This is a genomic window from Solwaraspora sp. WMMB762, assembly GCF_049179115.1.
GTDB lineage: Bacteria > Actinomycetota > Actinomycetes > Mycobacteriales > Micromonosporaceae > Micromonospora_E.
This window is the reverse complement of record NZ_JBMHMD010000001.1, coordinates 1418547-1440825: the sequence shown is the minus strand read 5'-3', so window position 1 is coordinate 1440825 and position 22279 is coordinate 1418547. Positions and strand designations below refer to the sequence as shown.

20 protein-coding genes are annotated in these 22279 nt (G+C 70.0%); 8 read left to right on the top strand and 12 right to left on the bottom strand.

The genetic code is table 11. The features are described from left to right. Nucleotides 1-52 precede the first annotated feature (52 nt). The 6 genes from ACN27J_RS06505 to ACN27J_RS06480 all read left to right on the top strand — a co-directional run bounded on the left by ACN27J_RS06505 (nt 53) and on the right by ACN27J_RS06480 (nt 7635). A complete protein-coding gene (locus tag ACN27J_RS06505; RefSeq protein ID WP_421364498.1) occupies nt 53-2989 on the top strand; it encodes a family 16 glycoside hydrolase in 2937 nt (978 codons plus the stop codon). Between the two features lie 247 nt (nt 2990-3236). Continuing rightward, entirely contained in the window at nt 3237-4211 is a 975-nt protein-coding gene (locus tag ACN27J_RS06500) for an ABC transporter substrate-binding protein (protein ID WP_421364497.1), read from the top strand. A 66-nt stretch (nt 4212-4277) separates the two neighbouring features. Further along, nucleotides 4278-5078, top strand: coding sequence for an ABC transporter permease (locus tag ACN27J_RS06495; protein WP_421364494.1), 801 nt, complete (start codon nt 4278-4280; stop codon nt 5076-5078). Then, entirely contained in the window at nt 5075-5923 is an 849-nt protein-coding gene (locus ACN27J_RS06490) for an ABC transporter permease (RefSeq protein WP_421364492.1), read from the top strand. The genes ACN27J_RS06495 and ACN27J_RS06490 overlap by 4 nt, the downstream gene beginning before the upstream one ends. Next, a complete protein-coding gene (locus ACN27J_RS06485) occupies nt 5916-6716 on the top strand; it encodes an ABC transporter ATP-binding protein (RefSeq protein ID WP_278169532.1) in 801 nt (266 codons plus the stop codon). Before ACN27J_RS06490 ends, ACN27J_RS06485 begins: the two co-directional genes overlap by 8 nt. A gap of 28 nt (nt 6717-6744) precedes the next feature. Then, nucleotides 6745-7635 carry a PaaX family transcriptional regulator C-terminal domain-containing protein gene (locus ACN27J_RS06480; protein ID WP_421364490.1) on the top strand — a complete coding sequence of 297 codons (891 nt, stop codon included), beginning with the start codon at nt 6745-6747 and terminating at the stop codon, nt 7633-7635. Here ACN27J_RS06480 and ACN27J_RS06475 read toward each other — a convergent pair. The 4 genes from ACN27J_RS06475 to ACN27J_RS06460 all read right to left on the bottom strand — a co-directional run bounded on the left by ACN27J_RS06475 (nt 7559) and on the right by ACN27J_RS06460 (nt 11472). Then, a complete protein-coding gene (locus ACN27J_RS06475; RefSeq protein ID WP_421364488.1) occupies nt 7559-9079 on the bottom strand; it encodes an acyl-CoA synthetase in 1521 nt (506 codons plus the stop codon). The genes ACN27J_RS06480 and ACN27J_RS06475 overlap by 77 nt on opposite strands. An 84-nt stretch (nt 9080-9163) precedes the next feature. After that, nucleotides 9164-9616 carry a MaoC family dehydratase gene (locus ACN27J_RS06470; protein WP_278169528.1) on the bottom strand — a complete coding sequence of 151 codons (453 nt, stop codon included), beginning with the start codon at nt 9614-9616 and terminating at the stop codon, nt 9164-9166. 19 nt (nt 9617-9635) lie between these two features. Next, nucleotides 9636-10517, bottom strand: a complete 882-nt coding sequence (locus ACN27J_RS06465; RefSeq protein WP_421364486.1) for an amidohydrolase family protein — start codon at nt 10515-10517, stop codon at nt 9636-9638. Between the two features lie 28 nt (nt 10518-10545). Further along, complete coding sequence (locus tag ACN27J_RS06460; protein WP_421364485.1) at nt 10546-11472, bottom strand: SDR family oxidoreductase; 927 nt, start codon at nt 11470-11472, stop codon at nt 10546-10548. A gap of 84 nt (nt 11473-11556) precedes the next feature. On the opposite strand from ACN27J_RS06460, the gene ACN27J_RS06455 reads away from it, so the two are divergent. Further along, nucleotides 11557-12024 (top strand): MarR family winged helix-turn-helix transcriptional regulator, encoded by a 468-nt coding sequence (locus ACN27J_RS06455; protein ID WP_278169525.1) that lies wholly within the window; start codon nt 11557-11559, stop codon nt 12022-12024. A 22-nt stretch (nt 12025-12046) separates the two neighbouring features. Here ACN27J_RS06455 and ACN27J_RS06450 read toward each other — a convergent pair whose 3' ends face one another. The 8 genes from ACN27J_RS06450 to ACN27J_RS06415 all read right to left on the bottom strand — a co-directional run bounded on the left by ACN27J_RS06450 (nt 12047) and on the right by ACN27J_RS06415 (nt 20788). Next, on the bottom strand, nt 12047-12802 hold the full coding sequence (locus ACN27J_RS06450) for an IclR family transcriptional regulator (RefSeq protein WP_421364483.1): 756 nt from the start codon (nt 12800-12802) through the stop codon (nt 12047-12049). 24 nt (nt 12803-12826) lie between these two features. Further along, nucleotides 12827-13828 (bottom strand): PDR/VanB family oxidoreductase, encoded by a 1002-nt coding sequence (locus tag ACN27J_RS06445; protein WP_421364481.1) that lies wholly within the window; start codon nt 13826-13828, stop codon nt 12827-12829. Continuing rightward, nucleotides 13825-14061 (bottom strand): hypothetical protein, encoded by a 237-nt coding sequence (locus ACN27J_RS06440; RefSeq protein ID WP_421364480.1) that lies wholly within the window; start codon nt 14059-14061, stop codon nt 13825-13827. Before ACN27J_RS06440 ends, ACN27J_RS06445 begins: the two co-directional genes overlap by 4 nt. Continuing rightward, nucleotides 14058-15098, bottom strand: a complete 1041-nt coding sequence (locus ACN27J_RS06435) for a Rieske 2Fe-2S domain-containing protein (protein ID WP_421364478.1) — start codon at nt 15096-15098, stop codon at nt 14058-14060. The genes ACN27J_RS06440 and ACN27J_RS06435 overlap by 4 nt, the downstream gene beginning before the upstream one ends. A 115-nt stretch (nt 15099-15213) precedes the next feature. Continuing rightward, nucleotides 15214-17556, bottom strand: coding sequence for a glycoside hydrolase family 3 N-terminal domain-containing protein (locus ACN27J_RS06430; protein WP_421364476.1), 2343 nt, complete (start codon nt 17554-17556; stop codon nt 15214-15216). A gap of 69 nt (nt 17557-17625) precedes the next feature. Next, nucleotides 17626-18483, bottom strand: a complete 858-nt coding sequence (locus tag ACN27J_RS06425; RefSeq protein WP_278169519.1) for a carbohydrate ABC transporter permease — start codon at nt 18481-18483, stop codon at nt 17626-17628. Between the two features lie 2 nt (nt 18484-18485). Beyond that, nucleotides 18486-19484, bottom strand: a complete 999-nt coding sequence (locus ACN27J_RS06420) for a carbohydrate ABC transporter permease (protein WP_278169518.1) — start codon at nt 19482-19484, stop codon at nt 18486-18488. Then, on the bottom strand, nt 19481-20788 hold the full coding sequence (locus ACN27J_RS06415) for an ABC transporter substrate-binding protein (protein WP_421364474.1): 1308 nt from the start codon (nt 20786-20788) through the stop codon (nt 19481-19483). The genes ACN27J_RS06420 and ACN27J_RS06415 overlap by 4 nt, the downstream gene beginning before the upstream one ends. A gap of 138 nt (nt 20789-20926) precedes the next feature. Between ACN27J_RS06415 and ACN27J_RS06410 the strand changes: the two genes are divergently transcribed. Then, entirely contained in the window at nt 20927-22111 is a 1185-nt protein-coding gene (locus ACN27J_RS06410) for a LacI family DNA-binding transcriptional regulator (protein ID WP_421364472.1), read from the top strand. Nucleotides 22112-22279: the final 168 nt, after the last annotated feature.

Below are 22279 nucleotides of genomic sequence, written 5' to 3'. Positions count from 1 at the left end.
GTCTCCACGCCCGCCAAGAACACGTGGCCCGGCCATAGTCGTCGTCACCGCCATGCTCGCTTCACTGACCGCTGTCGGGGCGTCACCGGCCGCCGCCCAGATCGTCGACCTGCCGCCGCAGGAGCCGGGTGTCACCCTGCGTACCTATGATGTCGGCGTACCGCTGACCGAGATCTGCACCCTCAAGCCCGGACAGACCCCGAACGTCGACAAGTTGATGCCGGTCGTCGACTGGTCCACGGCGGACGACTTCGGGCAGGAGGACAACTTCGTCACGCACGCCCTCGCCAACCTGCACGTCGCCGCTGCGGGGACGTACACGTTCCGGCTGGTCAGCGACGACGGCTCCCGTCTCTACATCGACGACGCGGTGGTGGTCGACCACGACGGGCTGCACGGGGCGACCCCGATGGACGGTGCGGTGACCCTGACCGAGGGTTACCACGCGTTGCGGATCGAGTACTTCGAGGCCGGTGGCGGGCAGGAGCTCACCCTGTCCTGGCAGCCGCCGGGCGCCGAGGAGTTCACCGTCGTGCCCAACTCCGTACTGAGCACCGACGCCGGAGTGGTCCGGGTGACCGCGCCCGGCCGCAAGGCGTGCCAGGGTGTTACCGACACCCCTGGCGACGGGCTTCCGCTGGACGCGGTGCACCCCGACTACACCCTGACCGACCTGCGGCCGGACGGGTTCGAACCGCAGGTCTCGGGCATGGACTGGACCGAGGACGGTCGGCTGGTCATCGCCACCTGGGGCGGCAGTGAGGAGATTCTCGGCGAGGTCTACATCGTCGAGAACGTCACCGGGACGACCAGCGCCGAGCAGGTCACGTACAAGAAGGTCGCCAGCGGCCTGCGGGAGCCGATGGGCCTGGCGGTGGTCGACGGCACCATCTACGTCTCGCAGAAGCACGAGCTCACCGAGCTGCGCGACACCGACGGTGACGAGGTCGCCGACGAGTACCGGACGGTGGCCAGGTGGCCGTACGGGGGCAACTTCCACGAGTTCGCCTTCGGCCTGCTCTACCGGGGCGGCCACTTCTACCTCAACCTCTCGGTGGCGATCGACTACGGCGGCGCCACCACCGACCCGCAGCCGATCGGCAACCGGGGTACCAGCATCAAGGTGAACCGGCGCACCGGCGAGGTCAGCTACATCGCCGGTGGTCTGCGGACCCCGAACGGCATCGGCTGGGGCCGGGACCAGGAGCTCTTCGTCACCGACAACCAGGGTGGCTGGCTGCCCGCCTCCAAGCTGGTGCACATCGAGCAGGACCGGTTCTTCAACCACTACACCAACCCGGACGGGCCGTTCGACGCCAACCCGGTCAGCCAACCGGCGCTCTGGCTGCCGCAGAACGAGATCGCCAACTCGCCGAGCACCCCGGTGCGGATCAAGAAGGGCCCGTACCGGGACCAGCTCCTGATCGGTGACGTCACCTACGGTGGCCTGCAGCGCGCGTACCTGGAGGAGGTGCACGGCGAGTACCAGGGCGCGGTGTTCCGGCACACCCAGGGGCTGGAGGCCGGCGTCAACGAGGTCTCGATCGGCCCGGACGGCTCGATCTACGTGGGTGGGCTCGGTGCCGACGGCAACTGGGGTCAGGCCGGCAAGCTGCGGTACGGACTGCAGAAGCTGACCCCGAACGGCAACCGGACGTTCGACATGAAGTCGATGAGCGCCACCCCGAACGGCTTCAAGATCGAATACACCCGGCCGCTGTCCACCGAGACGATCCAGGACATCGCCGAGCGCTACCAGATCAAGCAGTGGCGCTACGCGCCGACCCCCACGTACGGCGGACCGAAGGTCGACGAGGAGACGCTGACCGTCCGCGAGGTCATCGTCTCCAACGACCGCCGTACCGTCCGGTTGATGGTCGACGGCCTGCAGCAGGGCCGGGTGGTGCACCTGCGCTCGCCCCGCTCGTTCACCGCCTCCAACGGCGAGGAGCTGTGGAGCACCGAGGCCTGGTACACGCTCAACGCCATTCCTGGTGCCCAGCCGGACCGCATCTTCTACGAGGCCGAGGAGGGCTACCAGCAGGGCAGTGCCCGGTACGACACCGAGCACGCCGGCCACTCGGGTGTCGGCTTCGTGGCCGGGTTCGGCGAGTTGAACGCCGCCAACACCGTGCACGTCGAGGTGAAGCGCAACGGCGAGTACGAGGTGGGGCTGCGTTACAGCAACGGCCCGAACCCGTTCCAGGGCGACAAGACGGTCAGCATCTACGTGAACGGCGAGAAGGTACGGCAGACCGTCCTGCCGACCACCGTCACCTGGAAGGAGTGGGCCACCAAGACGGAACTGCTCACCCTGCGTCGGGGCACCAACGCGATCCAGTACCGGGTGGACGCGACCGACACCGGTCACGTCAACCTGGATCTGATCACCGTCCGTAAGCCTGGTGAACGGATCGTGTTGTTCGACGGCGGTAACCTGTCCGAGTGGCAGCACACCGACGGTCGATCGGCGAGCTGGCCGCTGGTCGGTGACGGGGCGATGGAGGTCTGCTGCGGCGACCTGCGTACCCGGCAGGCGTTCGGCGACTTCCGGCTGCACGTCGAGTTCAAGGTGCCGCAGTTGCCGCCGGAGGTCACCGGGCAGAACCGCGGCAACAGCGGCGTCTACCTGCAGGAACGCTACGAGATCCAAATCCTCGACTCGTACGGGGACCCGACCCTCGACAACAACGAGGCGGGTGCCATCTACCTGCAGAAGCCGCCGGACGTCAACGCCGCGAGGCCGCCGGAGACCTGGCAGACCTACGACATCACCTACCGTGCGGCCCGCTACGACAGCGCCGGTGAGAAGACCTCCGACGCCCGGGTTGCCCTGGTCTGGAACGGTGTGACCGTGCACGACGACGTCGTCATCACCGGCCCGACCGGCGGCAACATCCCCGAGGGGCCGGCGACCGGGTCCATCCGGCTGCAGGACCACCAGAACGCCGTGCAGTACCGCAACATCTGGGTCGAGCCGCTGAGCTGACCCAAGTACGACAGCCGCGCCGGACCGGGAATCCCGGTCCGGCGCGGCCGCGTGGCGCGACCGGCCAGGCAGCGATATTCAACTTTTCCGTGACGGTCGTCAGAATTTGTTGACATCTGGCGGCCTCGTAGTCGAGCATGGCCACCACGGCAGGGTGACTCCGCTCACATCGATACATATTTGCGCGGGGTGGGCCTACTGCCGGGATTGACGCACCCCACGACCTCCGTCCCGGAAGGCCTCGTCAGTGAAGAAGACACTTACCTTCGGGCTGATCGCCACCATGGCGTTCGCCCTTACCGCTTGCACCGACTCGGACGCGACCCCGACCGACGACCAGACGGACGGCGAGCTGCGTCAGGTCCGGGTCGCGGCGCTGCCGATCACGGAAACCGCCGCGCTGTGGGGCGGCATCGAAGCCGGCATCTTCGCCGAGCGGGGGATCGAGGTAGAGGTGCTGCCCGCGCAGGGCGGCGCCCAGGCGATCCCCGCCCTGATCAACGGGGACATCGACTTCGCCATCGGCCAGCCGTTCGGCCCGTTCCGCGCCGACCTGCAGGACCTCGGCGTCGTGCTCATCGGCAACTACGCGTCCTCCTACGCGGAGGGCGACGACATCAACGCCGTGGTGGCGTCCGCGGCGTCCGGCATCACCCGTCCCGCCGAACTCGCCGGGCGTCGGGTCGCGGTGAACAGCCTCGGCGCGGCCGGCGACGTGACGATCATGGCGGCGGTGGAGCAGGACGGGGGCGACCCGACGACGATCGAGTTCGTCGAGGTCGCCTTCCCCGACGTCCCGGCCCAGCTCGAAGCCGGCAACATCGAGGCGGCGTGGGTGCCGGAGCCGTTCGTCACCCAGCTGCGCGAGCGCGGCGATGCCGTCGTCGTCGAGCCCTACCAGGCGGTCATCCCCGGGCTGGCGACCCTGACCACGATCACCCTCGCGGACAGCCTCGAGTCCGACGCCGAGCTGATCGCCGACTTCTCGGCGGCGATGCAGGAGACGCTCGAGTGGGCGCAGGACCCCGCCAACGAGGCGGACGTCCGGCAGGCGATCAAGGACAACCTCGAGCTCCCCGAGGCGGTCGCCGATTCGGTCCGGTTGCCGGAGTTCGGCTGGGAGCTGGACCGGGCGAGCCTGGAGGCGCTCGCCACGCTCGCCGGCGAGTACGGCGTACTGGACGAGCAGCCGGACTTCGACCGCCTCATCCAGCAGCAGTAGCCGTAACGGTCCCGCCCGCTCCGGCACCCACCGCGAGCGGGCGGGACCGCCCACCACGGGAGCGACATGCACGTGTTGTCCATCCGGCGTCCCCGTTCGCCGCGCAAAGTTCTGCTGGGCGGCGCCGGCCTGCTCGGGTTCCTCCTCATCTGGCAGCTGGTCCCGACCCTGGGGCTGGTCAACTCGCAGTACCTGCCCTACGTCACCGATGTGCTCGTGCGGCTCGTCGAGGAGTTCCGTGACCTCGCCTTCTGGCGTCGGCTCGGGCTCACCATGACGTCGTGGGGGATCGGTCTGTCGGTGGCGACGGCTGCGGCGGTCGCGTTGGGCGCGGTCGTCGGCCTGGTGCCCTTCCTGCGCCGCGCCACCCACACGATGGTCGAGTTCCTACGCCCGATCCCGTCGGTCGCCCTCATCCCGCTCGCCGTCCTGATGTTCGGCATCCAGATGCGGGCCGCCCTCGTCATCATCATCTACGCGTCGTTCTGGCAGGTGTTCGTTCAGATGATCTACGGCGTCGCCGACGTCGACGCGGTCGCCCGGGACACCGCCCGCAGCTTCGACCTGACCCGTCGGGAACGTCTGTGGTACCTGGTCCTGCCGACCGCGCTGCCGTACCTCATGACCGGCGTCCGGCTGGCCGCCGCGGTCGCGCTGATCCTCGCGATCACCGCCGAGATGGTGATCGGAAACCCGGGCCTGGGCCAGATGATCGAATTGTCCCGGTCTGCCGGCGACGCCACCGGGCTGTACGCCTTCGTCGTGGTCACCGGGCTGCTCGGGCTCGGCGTCAACCTGGTCTTCCGGTACATCGAGCGCCGATCGTTGTCGTGGCACCAGTCGGTGCGAGGGGAGCAGGTCCAGTGAGCACCCGGACCGTCGCCGTGACCGCCCGGACCGTCCCGGGGACCGGGCGAGCGCGTCGTCGACGCGGCGTCGGGCGCCGCGTCGTCGGCGGGTTCCTCTACTCCCTAGGTCTGCCGTTCCTGCTGCTGGTGCTCTGGGGTGTGCTGTCCACCTCGTCGACGAACAGGTTCTTCCCCGGACCGGTCGCGATCGCCGAGTCCTTCATCGACACCTGGGTCGGCGCGGCGTTCGTCGAGGACGTACTGCCGAGCCTGTACCGGCTCGCCCTGGGAATCCTCGCCTCGATCGTGCTCGGTGTCGCCGCCGGCACCCTCATCGGTCTGTTCGGCTGGCTGCGTGAGCTGCTCGAACCACTGCTGGAGTTCTTCCGGGCCATCCCGCCGCCGGTGCTGATCCCGGTCGTGATGCTGCTGCTCGGGATCACCGACACCATGAAGGTGGTGGTGATCGTCTCCGGTGCGCTGTGGCCCGTCCTGCTGAACACGATCGACGGGGTCCGGGCGATCGACAGCGTCATGTCGGAAACCGCGGAATCGTTCCAGGTCACCTGGTGGGAGCGGCTCTGGTTCCTGGTACTGCCCTCGGCGAGCCCGCGCATCATGGCCGGTGTGCGGCAGAGCCTGTCGGTGGCGCTAATCCTGATGGTCATCTCGGAGATGTTCGCCTCGTCCGCTGGTCTCGGGTACCGGATCGCCTACTTCCAACGGAACTACCTCATCGCCGAGATGTGGAGCGGCATCCTGCTGCTCGGTCTCGTCGGTGTCCTGCTCGCCGTGACGTTCGGTGTCGTCGAGCGGCGGGTGCTGCGCTGGTACCACGGAATCAGGGAGGTCAACCGTGCCTGACCGCGATGTTCTGCTGCAGGTGGAGCACCTGCGCAAGGTCTACGAATCGGCCACCGGCGACGTCGAGGCGATCGGCGACGTCAGTTTCACCATGGACGCCGGTGAACTGCTCTGCGTTGTGGGGCCGTCGGGTTGTGGCAAGACGACCCTGCTGAAGTGTCTCGCCGGTCTGCTACGGCCGACGAGCGGCCGGGTCGAGATGCACGGGGCCCCGGTGACCGGCCCGAGCCCGGCGATGGCCGTCGTCTTTCAGGAGTACGGCCGCAGCCTCTACCCGTGGCTGACGGTCCGCGGCAACGTCGAGTTGCCGTTGCGCCACAAGCGGCTGTCCAGCGCGGCACGGGGAAAGCTGGTGGCCGACGCCCTCGACGCGGTGGGCCTGGGCCACGCCGCCCGTAGCCACCCGTGGCAACTGTCCGGTGGGATGCAGCAGCGGGTGGCGATCGCGCGCGCCGTCGCGTACCAACCAGAGGTGCTGATCATGGACGAGCCGTTCGCCGCAGTGGACGCCCAGACCCGGGCGGACCTGGAGGATCTCGTCCGTGAGCTGCACACCTCGCGCAACATGTCGATCGTCTTCGTCACCCACGACATCGACGAGTCGATCTACCTGGGCGAACGGGTCCTCGTGTTGTCCAGGTCGCCCACCTGGGTGCAGGAGGATCTGACCGTCGACCTCCCACCGGGCCGTGACCAGATCAACACCCGGGCGCTGCCCCGCTTCACACAGCTGCGGACGCACGTGTACGACCAGATTCAACGGGCCAAACGGGGGCAGGCCGTGGCGCCATGATCGTACCGTCGATCGATTCGTCCGGGGGATGACCGTGCGCAGCCGTCAGCCGAAGCAGTTGCTGCTCGCCTTCTTCGGTGAGTACGTCGTCGACGACGACCCAGGCCCGATCCGGGCCAGCGCGTTGATCGGGGTGCTCGAAGGAGCCGGCGTCGCCGCCCCGGCGACCCGGGCCACCCTGGACCGGCTCGTACACAGCGGCATCCTCGCGCGGAGCAGAAGCGGTCGGGAGATCTCCTTCGCCCTGACCGGACACGGGTCAGCGGTCCTGCGCGAGGCGACGGACCGGGTCCGCGGCCCGCACCCGTTCGATCCACAGGGCACCGGATGGACGCTGGTCACCTTCACCATCCCGGAGGGCCAGCGTACGTTCCGTCACCGGCTGCGGTCGACCCTCACCTGGGAGGGCTTCGCGCCGCTTCGCGACGGGTTGTGGCTGGCGCCCGGCGAGGTCGACCTCGCCGGCTCCCTGGAACCGCTGCGCCAGGATCTGCCGCCGAACACGGTGATCGCCTTCCACGCGCGGGAGTTCACGGATTTCCCGATCGCCGACAGCGTCCGCTCGGCGTGGGACATCGAGGCGATCCGGCGCGAACACCTGGCGTTCATCGAGGTCTGGGACGACCCGGGTGCGGTGACACAGGCGCCGAGTGCCCTGACGGTGCGGATGATGCTTGTCGCGGACTGGCTCGCGTTGCTGCGTGTCGACCCGAGACTGCCCCGCGAGTTCATGGACGAGGACTGGCCGGCGACGAGATCGACGCAGGTGTACCGGCAGGTGCACGAGCGGCTGGCCGCCGAGTCCGACGCGGAGTTCGCCGCGCTCGCCGCCCGCTCCGGACCTAGCCGCCGAACCGGGCCCGCAGGTCGGCCTTCCGCACCTTCCCCGACGCGGTCCGGGGCAGCTCGGTCACGATGACGACCTTCTTGGGCAGCTTGTAGCGGGCGACCTTGCCGTCCAAGTGGGCGCGTACCACGTCGAGGTCGACGTCGGTGCCGTCCCGGACCGTCATGACCGCCCACGGCACCTCGCCCCACTGCGGGTCCGGCACCCCGATGACCGCGACCCCGGTCACCCCGTCCAGTTCACCGAGCAGGAGTTCGATCTCGGGCGGGTAGATGTTCTCGCCCCCGGAGATGATCATGTCCTTGAGCCGGCCGACGATGTAGAGGTAACCGTCGGCGTCCAGGTAGCCCAGGTCGCCGCTGCGGAACCAACCGTCCGCGGTGAACGACCGGGCCGTCTCCTCGGGCAGCCGGTGATAGCCGGCGAAGACGTTCGGGCCGGTGATCTCGATCTCGCCGACGGTGCCCGCCGCAGCCGGCTCGCCACGTTCGTCGGTGACCCGGACATCGGTGAAGAAGTGGGGCAGGCCGACGCTGCCCTGCTTCGCCCGGGTCATCGCCGCCGACAGCGCGGTGGCGCCCGGTGACGTCTCGGTCATCCCGTACCCCTGCGAGAAGGACAGACCGCGTTCCTCGTACGCGTTGAGAATACGGGTCGGGACGGCCGACCCGCCGCAGGTGAGCTTCGTCAGCGTCGACAGGTCCGTCGACGCCCAGTCCGGATGGTCGGCCATCATCTGGTAGGTGGTCGGCACCCCACTGAGCATGGTCACCCGGTGCCGCTGGATCTGGGCGAGCGCCCGCCCCGGCTCGAACCGTTTCTCCAGCACCAGCGTGGCGCCCTTGAGCACGACCGGTAGCGCGCCCATGCCCAGCGACGCGACGTGGAACAGCGGCGAGATCATCAGCGCGACGTCGGTGGAGACGACGTCGTAGTCGACGATGGTATTGATCGCCACCCAGGTCAGGTTGCCGTGGGTCAGCACCGCGCCCTTGGCCCGACCGGTCGTGCCCGAGGTGTAGATGATCGCGGCGGGGTCGTCCGGGGTGACGTCTGCGGCGTCTCCCGGTGCGGCATCACCCGGCAGCGAGTCGAGGCCCGGACGCTGCGCGGTGCCGGCCCCGGTGACGACGACATGCCGGGTCGGTACGGTGCCGACGACCGGGGCCAGCCGGGGCGCGAACTCGGGATCGTGCAGGAGCACCGCGGCATCGCTGTCGGTGAGGACGTGAGCGATCTCGGGCGGCGCGAGCCGGGTGTTGACGGGTACGAACACGGCACCCAGTTGGGCGGTGCCGAACATCGTCTGTAGGAACTCGGGACTGTTCTCGCCGAGGTAGGCGACGGAGTCTCCCTTGCCGACGCCGAGGTTTCGCAGCACTGCCGCGATCCGGTCCGCTCCGTCGGCGAACTGCCGGTAGGTGATGGCCGACTGTTCGCCGTACACGAGGGCGATCCGGTCCGGGGCGGTCCGGCGGCGCCTGGACAGCCAGGTGCCGATTCCGTGCTGATGCATCGGCGACCTCCTGGTGAGGGAGCGGACTCCTGGTGGGGGACTCCTGGTGGGCAGCGGACTCCTGGTGGGAGCCGGCGGCACCGCTCAGGCGTAGAAGCGGTACAGGCCCCGGGCGACGACCGCGGGTTTGGCCCCGCCCTCGATCTCGATCGTCTGGTCGACGGTGAGCTGGTACCCGCCGGAGACCTCGGTGACCTCGGCAATGACGGCCCGCATCCGTACCCGCGACCCGACCACCACCGGCGCGGGAAAACGCACCTTGTCGAGACCGTAGTTCACCTTCGTCGACACGCCCGTCACATCGAGCAGCTCCGTCCAGAACGGAACGGCAAGGGAGAGGGTCAGGAAGCCGTGGGCGATCGGCGCTCCGAACGGCCCCGCCTTCGCCCGCTCGGGTTCGACGTGGATCCACTGATGGTCGTCGGTGGCGTCGGCGAACAGGTTCACCTGCTCCTGGGTGACCGTCCGGTAGGCGGTGTATCCGAGATCGGTGCCGGTGAGCTCACCGAGCTGCTGGAACTCGACAGTCGTCGTCACAGGATTCCTCTCGTCCTCGTCACCCGGTCAGGCGCAGCAGCCGGGCGGCGTTGTCCTTCAGGATGCCGGGTAGCACGTCGGGTTTGAGATCGATGTTCGCCACGTCCCGGAGCCACCGGTCGGGGGTGAGCAGCGGATAGTCGGTGCCGAACAACACCCGGCGCTTCAGGATCGAGTTGGCGTGGCGCACCAGCTCGGCCGGAAAGTACTTCGGGCTCCACCCGGACAGGTCGATCCAGGTATTGGGTTTGTGTGTCGCCACCGACAGTGCCTCGTCCTGCCAGGGCACCGACGGGTGCGCCATGATGATCTGCAGATCCGGGAACTCGGCGGCCACGGCGTCGAGCAGGATCGGGTTGGACAGCCCGAGCCGCAGGCCGTAGCCACCGGGCAGGCCGGCGCCGATGCCGGTCTGCCCGGTGTGGAACAACGCCGGCACGCCCGCCTTCTCGATGAGGCTCCACAGCGGCGCGTACTCGTCGTGGCTCGGATCGAAGCCCTGCACTGTCGGGTGGAACTTGAAACCGCGTACTCCCTCGTCCTCGACGAGACGGGCGGCGAGTTCGAGGGCGGCGTCGCCGGTGCGCGGATCGACCGAGCCGAACGGGATGAGCACGTCCGCGTGGTCGGCGGCGGCTCGGGCGATCTCGCTGCTGGACAGCGGTCGGTGGGCCAGCTGGGTGCCGGCGTCGACGGTGAACACCACCGCGGCCATCTGGCGCTCCCGGTAGTACTGCGCCACGGCCTCGACGGCCGGCCGTGGACCGTCGGTCCGGAAGTACTTCGACGCGGCCGCGACGAGCGGCTCGGGCAGCGAGGCGTGGCCGTGGCCGTCCACCTCGATATGCACGTGCACGTCGATCGCGGTGATCGCGGCAAGGTCGATCGCGGGTTGGTACATGCTCGGGCGTCCTCCGTCCGGCCGCAGGTCAGGAGGCGTCGGTCCGGAACTCCTCGGGGAGTTCCGGGAAGCGTTCGCCGACGCTCTGCAGCGCGTCGGCGAACTGCGTCGGCCACGCGGCGGTCAGCGCGTCGTAGGACCAGCCACCTTCGTGGTACGCGGTCAGCGCGGCCTCCGGGTGGGTCCAGATCTGGATGCGGTCGCCGCCCACCCCGATGACCTGGCCGGTCACGCCGGCGGCGGCGGCGGAGCCGAGGAAGGCGATGAGCCCGGCCACGTCGTCGGCGGTACCGAACCCGAGATCGTGCCGGAAGAAGTCGGGCATCGGCTCGCCCTGGTCGGCGGCCCGCACCGCGGCGGCGAAGTAGGGGACGGTGGCGGTCATCGCGGTCGCGGCCACCGGCACGACCGCGTTGACGGTGATGCCGGCCCGCTTGAGTTCCAGCGCCCAGGTCCGCACCATGCCGACGATGCCGGCCTTGGCGGCGGCGTAGTTGGTCTGCCCGAAGTTGCCGCGCTGGCCGGTCGGGGAGCCGATGCAGATGATGCGCCCGCCCTCGCCGGCCTGCCGCAGGTGCCGGACGGTCTCCCGGACGGTGGTGAAGGTGCCCCGCAGGTGCACGTTGACGACGGTGTCGAAGTCCTCGTCGCTCATCTTCCACAGCACCGTGTCGCGTAGGATTCCCGCGTTGGTGACCAGGATGTCGAGTCGACCGAAGCGCTCGACCGCAGTGGCGACGAGGGCCTCGGCGGTCTCGGTGGGACCGACCGGTGCGACCAGCGCGACGGCGCGTCCGCCGGCCGCCTCGATCGCCGAGACGGACTGGTCCGCAGCCTCGGCGTCGACGTCGTTGACCACCACGGCGGCACCCTGTCGGGCCAACTGCTGGGCGTAGGCCAGGCCGAGACCCTTGCCGGAACCGGTGACGATGGCGACTTTGCCGTCCAGGGACATCGGGAACTCCTTCGCGTCGCAGCCGATCGAATCACGAACCGTTGAGGAAGTCAATTATTGTCGAAGCTTGCTACCATGGCCGCCATGACCGCGAGCGAGAAGCCCCGGCCGGCGGGAACCGCCGGCCTACGGCACAGTCTTCTCGGCGAAGACCTCAGCTTCCTGCTCGCCCGAGCCAACGCCCTCAGCCTGACGGCGGCGAACTCGGCCCTCGCCGAACACGGTCTGAAGGCCCGATCCTTCTCCGTCCTCGCGCTGGCCGTCTACGACACCCGCCCGACCCAGCGGGAGCTGGCCGAGTTCCTCCGCCTCGACCCGAGTCAGGTGGTCGCCCTCATCGACGACCTGGAGAAGCGTCACCTGGTCGAGCGGCGCACCGACCCCGCCGACCGGCGGGCCAACGTCCTGGTCGCTACCGACGCCGGCCGGGCGCTCTTCGCCCGGGCCCAGGAGTCCGCGCGGGCGGCCGAGGCCGACCTGCTGGCCGGCGTCACCCCCGAGGACCGGCAGCGGCTGGCGCGGATCCTGCGGCTGCTGGCGTTTCCCGACTGACCGCGGCCGGGGGCCGCTGCGGCTACCGGACCCCGGGCCGGGCGACCGCCCGGGAGATCGCCCGCCCCGCCGCCTGCACCAGTGGGGCCAGGGCCACCGGGTCGGCCCGGTCGTAGGCCACCACCAGCGAGATCGCCGCCAGCACCCCCTCCGGCCCGGTGATCGGCGCGGCGACCGACAGGGCGTCCATCGTCACCTGTCGGTCGCTCACCGCGTAACCGGCCCGCCGTACCCCGGCGAGTTGCCGGCGCAACGCCGCCGGGTCGGTGACGGTCCGCTCGGTGTACCGCTCCAGCGCAGCACCGAGCACCTGCTCCTGCACCGGCACCGGCGCATGCGCGAGGAGCACCAGTCCGACCCCGGTGGCGTGCAGGGCGAAGCGGCCGCCGACGCGGGTCAGCACCGGCACCGCGTGTCGGCCGGCGATCCGTTCGACGAAGACGAGCTCCAGGTCCTGCCGTACGGCGAGCTGGACGTTCTCGTGGGTCACCTCGTACAGGTCCTCCATCACCGGCAGGGCGAGCTCCCGCAGGCCCAGTCCGCGTGGCGCCAGTGAGCCCACCTCCCACAACCGCAGCCCGATCCGGTAACGGCCGTCCGCGCCGCGTTCCAGCGCGCCCCAGTCGACCAGTTCGGCGACCCGCCGGTGCGCGGTGGGTACCGGCAGTCCGGCCCGTCTGGCGAGCTCGCTCAGCGTCAGCGCCGGGTCGGCCGGGCTGAACGCGGCGAGCAGCGCCAGCACCTTGCTGGTGACCGACCGGCCGGGCTGCGTACCCATCCCGCCATCATCGCCGTCGGCCGGTCACAGCTCCAGTACGAGTCGGGGTGTACGCGACCGGGAGACACAGATCAGCATCGTGTCACCGGCGGCCCGCTCGTCCTCGGTGAGCAGACTGTCGCGGTGTTCGGGCACCCCGGCCAGTACCGTGGCCTCGCAGGTGCCGCAGGTGCCCTCGCGGCACGAGGAGAGCACCGCGACGCCGGCCTGCTCCACCGCGGCCAGGATCGACGTCCCGGGCGGCACGGACACCGTCCGACCGGACAGCGCCAACTCCACCTCGACCGCGCCGTCGGTGTCCGCCCGGTCGCGGTCGCCTGCCCGGTCGCCGCCGTCACCCTGGTCGACCTCGCCGCCGCCCGACGGCGTGAACCGCTCCACCCGCAGGCTGCCCGCCGGCCACCCCCGGCACCGCTGCCCCACCGCTGCGATCAGCGCCTCCGGCCCGCAGCAGTAGACCAGCTCGTCACCCGGAGCATCGAGCAGTCCGGCCAGGTCGAGCAGGCCCGCCTCGTCCTGCGGGTACAGGCGTACCCGGTCGCCGTAGCGCTGCCGCAACTCGTCGGCGAACGCCATCGTGGCGCGGCTGCGTCCGCCGTACACCAGTCGCCAGTCGGCTCCGGCGGCCTCGGCGGCGGCGATCATCGGCCGGATCGGGGTGATGCCGATGCCGCCGGCGATGAACAGGTACCGCTCCGCCGTGACCAGCGGGAAGTTGTTCCGCGGCCCGCGGACCAGTACCTGCGTGCCGGGAAGGAGCCCCTCGTGGACGTGCCGGGAGCCGCCCCGTCCGCCGGGTTCGAGCTGCACCGCGAGCTGCAGCGCGGCGCGGTCGTCCGGCTCACCGCAGAGCGAGTACGGGCGGACCAGCCCTGGGCCCAGCAGCAGGTCCACGTGCGCACCGGGGGACCAGCCGGGCAGCTCACCGCCGGTCGGGTGGCGCAGGGTCAGCACGACGACTCCGGCCGCCACCTGCTCCCGGCCGGCGACCACCAGCTGCATCGCGGTCGGACCGTCAGCGCTCATGCCGGTACCGAGGTGCGACGGGCGGCATCCGCCGGGGTCCGCCGTGTCGCCGGCACCGCCCGCTGCGCGAGGTGGTCGCGCGGGTGGTCGAGCAGCCACTGCCACAACTCGACCGGATCGTCGGCGGTCCGTTCGGCGCCGCAGTGGCAGGTGCCCCGCAGGGTGTCGGTGCCGGGCAGCCAGTGGATCCGGTACAGCCGGTCGCCGGTGGGCAGCCCGTCGGGGACGGTCACCGGGACGCCCCTACCGTCGGTGCTCCGATCATCCGCTCGATCAGGCGTCGAGCGGCGAGGCCACCGGTGTCGATGTTGATGCTGAGCTCCTGGTACCGCTCCGGTTCGGCGGCGATCACCTGCTCCAAGGTGTTCAGCGCGGTGACGTCCTGCATGACCACCGTGTGGTTGCTCTGGTAGAGGTACTCGCTGACCGACTCGTCGTCGACGGCGAAGTCCCGAGCCACCGCCCAGAAGTCGTAGGTGGTGTGCTCGGTCGACGGGGTGATCGCGTAGACGATCTCGGCGTGGAACGCGGCACTGTCCGGGCCCTCGGCCGGTGGGTACACCCCCTGCGGGGCGATCCGGCTGTGCAGCAGATAGAGACACGGCGGGTGGTACTCGATGTCCTGCCACCGGGTGATCCGGCCCTGGATGCCGGTCGACCGGGCGTAGAAGGGCGGGCACTCCGCGTCGTCCATGTGCCGACTGACGTGGACGACGCCCTTCTCCTCGTCCACCGTCGTGGTGATCGGCGTGTTCGCCACCTCGGGTGTGCCGATGTAGCCGCCGTGCAGGTAGGTCTCGTGGGACAGGTCCATCAGGTTGTCGACCAGCAGTCCGTACCGTGCGTTCAGCGGTGCCATGCCGCGCACTACCGTGTATCCGGGGTCGTCCAGCCACGGCGCCCGGGGGATCGTCCCCGGGTCGGGCTCGGCGTCGCCGATCCACACCCACACCAGCGTGTCCTGTTCGACCACCGGGTACCCGGCGACCCGCGCGGTGCGCGGGATGCGCTGCTGGCCCGGCACGAAGACACAGCTGCCGGTCTCGTCGTAGGTGAAGCCGTGGTAGCCGCAGACGATCGTGTCGCCGTCGAGACGGCTCTGCGAGAGCGGGAAGCGTCGGTGCACACACCGGTCGGCGAGCGCCACCGCCGTGCCGGCGGTGGTGCGGTACAGCACCAACGGCTCACCCAGGATGGTGCGGGCGAGCAGCTCCCGTCCGACCTCGTTGCTGTACGCGGCCACGTACCACTGATTACGGGCGAACGGCATGTGACTGACCTCCCTGGCTCACGACGGCCGGACGGTCGTATGGTCCCGGATGGCCCACGCACCCGGGACCCCCGCTTTCACCCAGTGGAAGCCCAGCTCACCGACAGATGGATGGTCAGCGCACCTCGGAGGCCGTCCACCGGGGCGACGCGTTGGTGACCGGCACGGTCGGCCCGACCAGGTCGATCCGCCCCTGCGCCAACCGCTGTGCGCTGGTGCCCACCCAGATCTCGACCTCACCGGGCTCGACCACCCGGGTCAGGGTGCGGTCGGCGAACGCCAGCCGGGCGGTGGGCACGGTCAGCTCGACCGTGACCGTCCGACCCGGTTCGAGATGGACCCTGCGGTAGCCGAGCAGCTGCGCCACCGGCCGGGTCACCGAGGCCACCACGTCGTGGCCGTAGAGCTGGACCACCTCGTCGCCGGCGACCGCCCCGGTGTTCGTCACCTGTACCGCCACCACCAGCGCCCCGTCGGTGGGCGCCGTCGCCGGCACGGTCAGCTCCGAGTAGGCGAACGTGGTGTAGGACAGCCCGTGGCCGAACACCGCCGGTGGGGTCACCGACAGGTTGGTCACCTCGTTGCCCTCACCGAGCGCCGGGTGCAGGTACGAGTACGGCTGCGCCCCCGCCGATCGGGGCAGGCTGACCGGCAGCCGGCCGGACGGGTTGACCCGCCCGGAGAGCACCCCGGCGACCGCCGCCGCGCCCTCCTCCCCGGGGAAGAACGCCTGCACCACCGCGGCGCACCGGTCCAGTGCCCAACCGATCGCGTACGGCCGCCCGGTGAGCAGCACCAGGACCACCGGGGTGCCGGTGGCCAGCACGGCCTCGACCAGGTCGCGCTGCACCCCGGGCAGTTCCAGGTCGTCGGTGTCGCAGCCCTCGCCGACCGTGCCGCGGCCGAACAGCCCGGCCCGGTCTCCGACGACCAGTACGGCGACGTCGGCGGCGGTAGCGGCGGCGACGGCCGGCGCGAAGCCGGACCGGTCGGTGTCGTCGACGTCGCAGCCGTGCGCCCAGCTGACCAGTTCGGCGCCGAACTCGGCCCGTACCGCGTCGAGCACCGTCGGCACCTCGATCCCGGCCGCCACGCCAGGATGCTGCGGCAGTACGTGGTTGACGAACGAGTAGCACCCGAACAGGGCACTGGCCAGGTCGGCGTTCGGCCCGATCACCGCCAGTCGGCGACCCGCCGGCAGCGGCAGGACGTCCTGGTTGGAGATCAGAACGACGGACCGCTCCGCGAGTCGACTGGCGATCGCCCGGTGCTCGGGCGAGTCGAGGTCGATCTCCCGGGGCGGATCCTCGCTGAAGGTGGCGTCGAGCAGCCCCAGCTCCTGCTTCTGGCGCAGCACCCGCAGCACGGCCCGGTCGAGCAGCGCCTCGTCGACCTGGCCGGATCGGACCGCCTCCGGCAGCATCAGATAGGCGTCGCCGGTCGGCAGTTCGAGGTCGACGCCGGCGGTCAGCGCCTGGACCGCCGCCTCGGTGTGGTCACCCGCGACGTGGTGCAGCAGCTTGAGGAACGCCACCCCGAAGTAGTCGGCCACCACCACACCGTCGAACCCCCACCGGTCCCGCAGCACCCCGGTGAGCATGGCCGGGTCGGCGGCGACCGGCACCCCGTCGATCTCGGCGTACGAGTGCATGACCGAGCGGGCGCCACCGTCGAGCAGCGCCATCTCGAACGGGGGCAGCAGCACGTCGGCGACCTCCCGTGGACCGGCGTGTACCGGAGCGAAGTTGCGCCCGGCCCGCGATGCGGAGTAGCCGACGAAATGCTTCAGGGTGGCGTGCACCCCCTGTGACTGCAGACCCCGGATGTACGCGGTGCCTATCGTGCCGACCAGGTACGGATCCTCGGAGATGCACTCCTCGACCCGGCCCCAACGGGGGTCGCGGATCACGTCGAGCACCGGTGCGAGGCCCTGGTGCACGCCGAGGGTCCGCATCGACGAGCCGATCGCCGCCGCCATCTCGGCGACCAGGTCGGGATCGAAGGCGGCTCCCCACGCCAGCGGTGTCGGGAAGGTCGCCGCCTGCCACGCGGAGAGGCCGGTCAGGCACTCCTCGTGGACGATCGCCGGAATGCCGAGCCGGGTCCCCGTCACCAGCTCGGACTGGAACTTCCACAGCCAGGCCGCACGCGCCGCCGGGTCGACGGGGCGGGTGCCGTACGCCCGGGTGACGTGGCCGAGCCCGTGCCGGGAGAAGTCCTCGAGCCGGGCGGCCGCGCCGAACTCACCCTGCATCGGGGCGACCGACTCACCGTCCTCCTTCTCCCAGAAACCGACCAGCTGCGCGACCTTTTCCTGGACCGTCATCCGGTCCAGCAGGTCCCGGACGCGGGCCTCGCCGTCGGGTACGTTCCGCCGGTCGGGCCGCTCCGGCCGGTCGTGGTGCGGACCGGTCTGCACCGGCTCGCCCCCGTCCACCGTCGCGCGGACCTCAGTCATGCTGTGCCTTTCCGTGTCGTGCGCGTGCCACGTCGTCGCGGGCACGGCCGTTGTACGTGCCGGGGCCGGTCAGCCCTTGACGGCACCCTGCAGACCTCCGACGATCTGCTTCTCGGCGATCGTGAAGAAGAGCAGCGCCGGCAGCATCGCCATCGAGGTGAAGGCGAGAATTCCGGCGGTGTCCGAAGTGTACTGACTGGAGAAGTTCTGCACGCCCAGCGGCAGGGTGTGCTGGTCGGCGTCACCGAGGACGAGCAGCGGCAGCAGGAACGCGTTCCAGCTCGTCACGAACGCCAGGATCCCGACGGTGACCAGCGCGGGACGCGACAGCGGCAGCATGATGCGCCACAGGAAGCCGAGCCGCCCCGTACCGTCGATGGCCGCCGCGTCCTCCAACTCGCGGGGCACGGCGGTCAGGAACGGACGCAGGATCACGATCGTGAGCGGCAGCGCGAAGGCGATCTGCGGCAGGATCACCGCGAAGTACGAGTTGATCAGGTTCATGTCGCGCAGCATCAGGTAGAGCGGCAGGATCGCCGCCCCGGCCGGGAAGAGCAGACCGAGGGTGAAGAAGGTGTAGAGGACCTCCCGCCCACGGAAGGTGTACCGCGCCAGCACGAACGCGGCGCAGAGTCCCAGCGTCACGACGCCGAGCGTCGTGCCGAAGGCGACGATCGCACTGTTGACGGTCTGCAGCCAGAAGTCGCTCTCGGTCATCACCCGGACGTAGTTGTCGACCACCCATGGATCGGGTAGCGCGGCCGGGTCGGCGATGATCTGCGGAGTGGTACGGAAGCCACCGATGATCACGTAGATCACCGGAACGATCGACACCCCGGCCACCGCGAGAGCCAACGCGTAGGTGAGCGGACTGCCCCACGATGAATCCCGGCGGCGCTTGGCGCGGGGAGCGGCGACTGCGGTCACGGTCAGTTCCTCCTTCCGGTCACTGCGCCCTCGATGTCCCGGCGGAGGAGGAAGCGCTGGAACAACAGCGCCGCGACGAACGAAATCGCGAACAGGATCACGGCGATCGCGTTGCCGTAGCCCCACAGCCGGGCGAAGAAGCCATTGTCCACCATGTAGGTCGCCATCGTGGCCGAGGCGCCCAACGACCGGACCGCGGGCACCGAGGTCACCCAGATCACGTCGAAGACCTGCAGCGAACCGATCATCGACAGGAACATCCAGATCCGGATCGTCGGCCCCAGCAACGGCAGGGTGATGTGGCGTTGGATCTGCCACCAGCCAGCCCCGTCGATCTCGGCCGCCTCCGTCAACTCGGTCGGCACGTTGGACAGACCGGCGAGCAGCAGGATGATCGCGAAGCCGACGTACTTCCAGGTGAGGACGAACAGCAGGGTCCAGATCACCAGGTCGAGGTCGGCGAGCCAGGGCCGTACCAGGGCGCCCAGCCCCACCGATCGCAGCAGCGCGTCCGCGGTGCCGCCGTCGGTCAGCAGCAGCTTCCACATGATGCCGGCGGTGACCTCGGCCAGTACGTAGGGCACGAAGACCAGCAGGCGGAACACCGTACGGCCGCGGAACGGCCGGTTCAGCAGCAGCGCGATGCCCAGGGCGATGGGACCCTGCACCACCAGCGATCCGATCACGATGAACGCATTGTTGCGCAGCGCGTCGCGGAAGATCGGGTCCTGGAAGGCGAGCACGTAGTTGTTCAGGCCCACGAAGTCGGTGGGCGGGCCGACCCCACGCCACCGGAACAGGCTGTAGTAGAACGCGAAGCCCATCGGGACCAGCACGAAGATCACGTAGACGATCACGGCCGGGGTGGTCAGTCCGATGATCTCGTACCACTTGCGTCGGGTCTCGGCCGCGCGGGACGAACGGCGCCCGGCACGCCGGACCCCCGCCGGGGGCGCGGTGGCGCCGCCGGCGGGGCTCGGGTTTCGGCTGATCGTGGTCACTTGCTTGCGGCCGACTTCATTGCCGTGACGACGTCCTCGGGCGAGCCGTTACCGGCGAAGATCGCGACGATCGCGTCGTTCATCGCGCTGCCGACGGTGCTGCCGAAGGCCGTGTCCAACCAGAGCTGGACGTAGCTGGCGTCGGTCGTGGCCTGCAGGATCGACTGGAGCGCGGGGTCGGTCACGGCCGCCGCCGCCTCCGGGGCCACGGGCAGACCGGTGCCGGTCTCGGCGTAACCCGTCTGCACCTCGGGGCTGACGATGTACTTGAGGAACTCGACGCACTCCGCCGGAGCGTTCTTGGCGCAGGCGAAGCCGTCACCGCCACCGAGGGCCGCGGCCGGGTCACCGGCGGAGCCGGCGATCGCCGGAACGGGGAACCAGCCGATGAACTCGGCGAGCGCCTCCGGGTCGGAGGCGACCGTGTCCAGCGTGCCCCGGTTCCAGTCGCCCATCAGCTCCATGGCGGCCTGTCCGTTGGCGAGCAGTCCGTTGGCGCTGGTCGGGTCGTTCTGACCCGGGGTGGCGATGAAGTTGTCCTGGAACGGCTCGGTGGCGATGAAGGCCTGCAGGTCCTCGCCGGCCTTCACCCAGCACGGGTCGTCGAAGTTCAGCTCCGTCGTGGCCGACCGGAGGGTCTCCACCGAGCAGGCGCGCAGGGCGAAGTTGTACCACCAGTGCGCGGCCGGCCACTTGTCGCCGGCACCGAGCGCGATCGGGATGACGTCGATCGCCTTGAGCTTGGTGACCGCGTCGTTGAGCTCGTCGAAGGTGGCCGGGGGAGCGTCGATGCCGGCCTGGTCGAACAGGTCCTTGTTGTACCAGATGCCCTCGATGCCCATCCGGTACGGCAGGCCGTACTGTCGGCCGTCGGCCTGCCAGATCTCCACCGAGGAGCCGATGTTCTCGACCTCGGCCTGCACCTGGTCGGTGATGTCCTTGAGGTAGTCGGCCTCGGCCTGCTCGCGCAGCTCGCCGCCGCCCCAGGCCTGGAAGATGTCCGGCGGGTCGTTGCTCAGCAGGGCGGCGGGCAGCCGGGTGCGCTGTAGCTGGTTGGTCTCGATCGCCTCGATCTCGATCGTGACGGTCGGGTGGAGCGCGGAGAAGTCGTTGGCGACCTTCTCCCAGTACTCCTTGCCGGGTCCGTCCTGGGAGGCGTTGTGCCACCAGGTCAGGGTCACCGGGTTCTCGTACAGCTCGCCGGCGGGCTCGGTGTTGTCGTCACCGCCGCTGCATCCGGTGGCGAGCAGGGAGCTGGTCAGAAAGAGCGCTAGGACGGCGCCTGCGCGGCGCGGTATTGCCATCGTGATCTCCTCGACTGGTCAGTCGGGTGCTTGGCCTGTCGGGGAGTTTTACAGCCGCGTAACGCGGTGTCAATCGGTATCGATAACGTTTTCGACTCGGCGGTGACGGGCCGCCGCCGGACCCCTATCATCGTCGACGTGGAGTTCTCGCAGCGTGTGAAGATGTCGGACGTGGCCCGGGCGGCCGGCGTCTCCGTGGCGACGGTATCGAAGGTCGTCAACGGTCGCTACGGCGTCGCGCAGGCGACGGTCGAGCGGGTGCAGCAGGTCATCCACCAGCTGGGGTACGAGGCGAGTCTGGGCGCGCAGAGCCTGCGCAGCCATCGCACCAACGTGCTGGGGATCCTGGTGGCCGAGTTCGAACCCTTCTCCACCGAGCTGCTCAAGGGCGCCTCCAAGCAGGTCGCCGGCACCGGCTACCAACTGCTGGCCTACTCCGGCGGGGACGGGGCCGGCACGGCCGTCGGCTGGGAACGCCGGTCGCTGGCCCGGCTCTCCGGCACGCTCATCGACGGTGCCGTGATCGTCACGCCGACCGTGGTGGAGACCAAGCAGGGTTTCCACGTGGTGGCGGTCGACCCGCACACCGGTCCGTCCGGCCTGCCGACCGTCGACTCCGACAACTTCGCCGGCGCCATCCTGGCGACCAACTATCTGCTCTCCCTCGGCCACCGCCGGATCGGGCACATCACCGGCCGGACCGACCTGGAGTCGGCGCGGCTGCGCGAAGCGGGCTTCCGTCAGGCAATGGCCGACGCCGGCGTCCCGGTGGACGAGACCCTGGTGCGGGTCGGTGGGTTCCGCATCGAGAGCGCCGCCGGCGCCGCAGCCGAACTGCTGGCCCTGCCGGACCGACCGAGCGCCATCTTCGCGGGCAACGACCTGTCGGCGATCTCCACCTTGAACGTCGCTCAGGAGATGGGTCTGACGGTGCCCGACGACCTGTCGGTGATCGGGTTCGACAACATCCCGGAGTCGGCGTCGGTCGAGCCGCCGCTGACCACGATCATGCAGCCACTGCAGCGGATGGGGGCGGAGGCGTTGGGTCTGCTCGTCGACCTGATCGCCGGTGTCGAGCGGGACACCCACATCCGGCTGCCGACCGAGCTGGTGGTCCGCGCGTCGTGCCGTCCCCACCATCCGCCGCACGGCGCGGACGTCCCGGCCGCCTCAGCGGCGACGGCCGCCGCAGCCACTCCGAATGGGGACGCTGCGGCACCGGCGGCCGCAGCCACCCCGGACGGAGTCGCCGCAGCACCGGCATCCGCCCAGGTCGGACCCACCGCGCCGGCACCTACCGCCGCGCCGAGCACGTTGGCCTGAGGTCCCGGCGAGACGTCCGGCCCCCACCGGTGGCGCAACCGCATTGAGTGACATGGTCATTACTTTGTCGGACGCCCTATGGTGTTTCCGGCCGGCAGGCGTAAAGGTGATCCTGTCGGAGTCGCATCAGCGACGCGTGGATCGTAGGCGTACCGGAGGGCCGATCGG

What these genes read in the sequence shown, in the direction of transcription:
- ACN27J_RS06505 (WP_421364498.1), top strand. Translation starts at nt 53, where the DNA reads ATGCTCGCTTCACTGACCGCTGTCGGGGCGTCACCGGCCGCCGCCCAG.
- ACN27J_RS06495 (WP_421364494.1), top strand. Translation starts at nt 4,278, where the DNA reads ATGCACGTGTTGTCCATCCGGCGTCCCCGTTCGCCGCGCAAAGTTCTG.
- ACN27J_RS06480 (WP_421364490.1), top strand. Translation starts at nt 6,745, where the DNA reads ATGACCGTGCGCAGCCGTCAGCCGAAGCAGTTGCTGCTCGCCTTCTTC.
- ACN27J_RS06475 (WP_421364488.1), bottom strand. Translation starts at nt 9,079, where the DNA reads ATGCATCAGCACGGAATCGGCACCTGGCTGTCCAGGCGCCGCCGGACC.
- ACN27J_RS06465 (WP_421364486.1), bottom strand. Translation starts at nt 10,517, where the DNA reads ATGTACCAACCCGCGATCGACCTTGCCGCGATCACCGCGATCGACGTG.
- ACN27J_RS06460 (WP_421364485.1), bottom strand. Translation starts at nt 11,472, where the DNA reads ATGTCCCTGGACGGCAAAGTCGCCATCGTCACCGGTTCCGGCAAGGGT.
- ACN27J_RS06455 (WP_278169525.1), top strand. Translation starts at nt 11,557, where the DNA reads ATGACCGCGAGCGAGAAGCCCCGGCCGGCGGGAACCGCCGGCCTACGG.
- ACN27J_RS06450 (WP_421364483.1), bottom strand. Translation starts at nt 12,802, where the DNA reads ATGGGTACGCAGCCCGGCCGGTCGGTCACCAGCAAGGTGCTGGCGCTG.
- ACN27J_RS06445 (WP_421364481.1), bottom strand. Translation starts at nt 13,828, where the DNA reads ATGAGCGCTGACGGTCCGACCGCGATGCAGCTGGTGGTCGCCGGCCGG.
- ACN27J_RS06435 (WP_421364478.1), bottom strand. Translation starts at nt 15,098, where the DNA reads ATGCCGTTCGCCCGTAATCAGTGGTACGTGGCCGCGTACAGCAACGAG.
- ACN27J_RS06430 (WP_421364476.1), bottom strand. Translation starts at nt 17,556, where the DNA reads ATGACTGAGGTCCGCGCGACGGTGGACGGGGGCGAGCCGGTGCAGACC.
- ACN27J_RS06415 (WP_421364474.1), bottom strand. Translation starts at nt 20,788, where the DNA reads ATGGCAATACCGCGCCGCGCAGGCGCCGTCCTAGCGCTCTTTCTGACC.